The following is a 2,863-nucleotide window of genomic DNA, read 5'->3' as shown; positions in this document are numbered from 1 at the left end:
CCCTCCTTGGAGAGAGCAGTTTAACACCTTTCAGGCATTAGTGGGATAGGTTCAAGGAAATGGGCATTGCGCCGAAGTGAGATGAGGCGGAACAGGTAGGGTGAACGAAAGGCGGGTTGCGTGAGCGGCTCGCCTTGTTCTTTTTTGTTATTCAAAAAAAATCATGAAACGAGAGGGCGTTACTGCTTCCGCAATTTTCTGAGAAGTAATTCAGCCAAGCGATCAACAGACCTTTCTTCCCATTGTTTCTGAAATAAATACAAAATCAACAAATTGGGAATATTTTGCTCCTATGTCCGAGGAGAGCAGTGCAACGAAAGCGATGTAGATGTCCTGATTGATTACGAAGAAGCACCAAGTTTGATTGCTCTGATCGAAATGGAAAACATCTCCTCCTGCCTTTTTTTGACCGCTTGACTGCGCTTCAGCCGCACTTTATGATGAGGCGTTCTGTTTGATCCGAGCAGTCAGCGCAGCCAGCTGAAACAACTGCTTGTCCGCCTCACCTCAACAAAGGGATTGCCCCATGCTCAAAACGCTTCTTTCCGGCCTGCTGCTGGCCGCGCTCGCTCTTTTTGCTCCGCAGGACGGCCTTGCCGCGCACGGCGTGTCCATTGACGGCAAGCTGAAATATCCTGCCGGATATGCGCAGTTTGACTACACCTCTCCTGCGGCGAAGAAAGGCGGTGCCTTGACGCTGCACGACATTGGCAGCTTTGACAAGATGAACCCGTTCACCCTGAAAGGTACGCCGCCCTTCGGCTTGGACAGCTTCATTTTCGAGACGCTGGCTGTGAGCAGCTTGGACGAGCCGTTTGCCGCCTACGGTCTGATCGCCAAAGACATCGAGCTGGCGGCGGACAAGAAATCCGTCACGTTCACCTTGAACGAGCAGGCCAAGTTTGCGGACGGCAGTGCTGTGACTGCGGAGGATGTCAAGTTCTCCCTCGAGACGCTGAAGAGCGACAAGGCGCATCCTTTTTACCAGATGTACTATCAGGACATCAGCGGCGCGGAGGTGCTGGAGCCGCTGAAGATCCGCTTCAACTTTGCCAAGGTCAACCGCGAGCTGCACCTGATCGCCTCTCAATTGCCGGTGCTGAGCAAGAAGTTTTACCAGCAGCACGGCTTCGGCGAGGGAAGCAAGGCTGATCCCATGCTGCCGCCGCTCGGTTCCGGGCCATACCTTGTCAAGGAAGTCAATCCGGGAAAGACCATCACCTACGCCCGCAACCCGAAGCACTGGGCCGCTGATCACCCGGCCCGCAAAGGGATGTTCAACTTCGACACCGTCACGATCAAGTATTTCAAAGATCAGGTGGTGGGCGTGGAGGCGTTCAAGGCGGGCGAGTTTGATTTCATGTGGGCGAACGTGGCCAAGCAGTGGCAGCGCGATCTGACTGGCCATCTCTTTGACAGCGGCAAGCTGGTGCGGAAAGAATTTCCGCATCACAACAATGCCGGCATGCAGGGCTTTCTCTGCAACACCCGGCGGCCCTTGTTCAGCAGCCGCAAGGTGCGGCAGGCGTTGGGTCTGGCGTTTGATTTTGAATGGGCCAACGAGGCGCTCTTTTACGGCCAATACACAAGAAACAACTCCTACTTCAGCAATTCCGACTTGGCGGCGACAGGTTTGCCCGGAGAAGCCGAGCTGAAATTGCTCAAGCCGCTGCAAGAGAAATACCCAAACGACATGCCGCCGGAGGTGTTCACGCAGCCGCTGACCGCGCCGAGCACTGCGCCGCCGAACAGTCTGCGCGGCAATCTCAAGCAGGCGCAGCAGCTCTTGGCGGAAGAAGGCTGGACAGTGCAGAATGGAGCGTTGACCAAGGACGGCAAGCCGTTCGAGTTTGAAATCCTGCTCACCGGCTCCTTCTTTGACAGAGTGATGGCCCCGTATGTGAAGAATCTGGCCAAGCTGGGCATCAAGGCCGAATACCGGACTATTGATCCGGCCCTGTACGAAGACCGGATCAAGAAATTCGATTTTGACATGGTGGTGCACAGCGTTGGTCAGTCGCAGTCGCCAGGCAACGAGCAGCGCGACCACTGGGCTTCGTCCTCCGCCGAGCGGCAAGGGTCAGGCAACTTGGCTGGAATCAAGTCGCCGGTGGTGGACAGCTTGGTGGACGCGCTGATCTACGCGGACAATCAGAGTGATCTCACCGCCGCCTGCAAAGCTCTTGACCGGGTGCTGTGGCACAGCCATTACATGGTGCCGAACTGGTACCTTGCCTATCATCGGGTGGCCTTCGCCAACAAGTTCAAGATGCCGGACAAGCTGCCGCTCTATTACAATCCCTATAATCTGCTGTGGACATGGTGGACGGAGCAAGGGAAGTGATCCGCATCGCCCTGCCGGATGCGGCGGCAACAGCGGAGCTGGGCAAAAAGCTGGGGCAGCTGGCCCGCAGCGGCGACGTGATCCTTCTGCATGGCGGTCTTGGCGCAGGCAAAACCACGCTGACTCAAGCCATTGCCGCTGGACTGGCCGTGCCTGCGGAGGAGCATGTCAGCAGCCCCTCGTTTGCCCTGCTGCATGAGTACAAAGGAGGCCGCCTGCCGCTGTTCCATCTTGATTTATGGCGGCTGGCAGGTGAGGATGACGTGGAAGGGGCAGGGCTGCTTGATTATATTGGCGGCCCTGGCCTGACGGTGATTGAATGGCCGGCACGTCTGGGCAGCTTGACTCCGGCGCAGCGGCTGGATGTCTTTCTGGAAACGGTCAGCGAGACAGAGAGGGCGTGCAGGCTGACAGGCTGGGACGGACGGACAGAGCTGTGCGCCCTCATTGCTCCTGATCCGGCTTGAATCCGCCCGCCCACGAGATCAGCAGGGCGGCCAAGGCGAAATCATCCAGCAC

The 2,863-nt window shown here is 57.0% G+C and carries 3 protein-coding genes; all 3 read left to right on the top strand.

The window, feature by feature from the left end; genetic code table 11:
• Positions 1–264: 264 nt before the first annotated feature.
• On the top strand, positions 265–417 hold the full coding sequence (locus tag ACNKID_RS10975; protein WP_417913472.1) for a nucleotidyltransferase domain-containing protein: 153 nt from the start codon (positions 265–267) through the stop codon (positions 415–417).
• Between the two features lie 109 nt (positions 418–526).
• Complete coding sequence (locus tag ACNKID_RS10970; RefSeq protein ID WP_417913470.1) at positions 527–2,344, top strand: extracellular solute-binding protein; 1,818 nt, start codon at positions 527–529, stop codon at positions 2,342–2,344.
• Positions 2,320–2,811, top strand: a complete 492-nt coding sequence (gene tsaE / locus ACNKID_RS10965) for a tRNA (adenosine(37)-N6)-threonylcarbamoyltransferase complex ATPase subunit type 1 TsaE (RefSeq protein ID WP_417913471.1) — start codon at positions 2,320–2,322, stop codon at positions 2,809–2,811. Before ACNKID_RS10970 ends, tsaE begins: the two co-directional genes overlap by 25 nt.
• Positions 2,812–2,863: the final 52 nt, after the last annotated feature.

This window comes from Candidatus Electronema sp. TJ, from assembly GCF_048287355.1.
In the GTDB taxonomy this organism is placed as follows: Bacteria; Desulfobacterota; Desulfobulbia; order Desulfobulbales; family Desulfobulbaceae; genus Electronema.
This window is presented reverse-complemented; position numbering and strand designations above follow the sequence as displayed.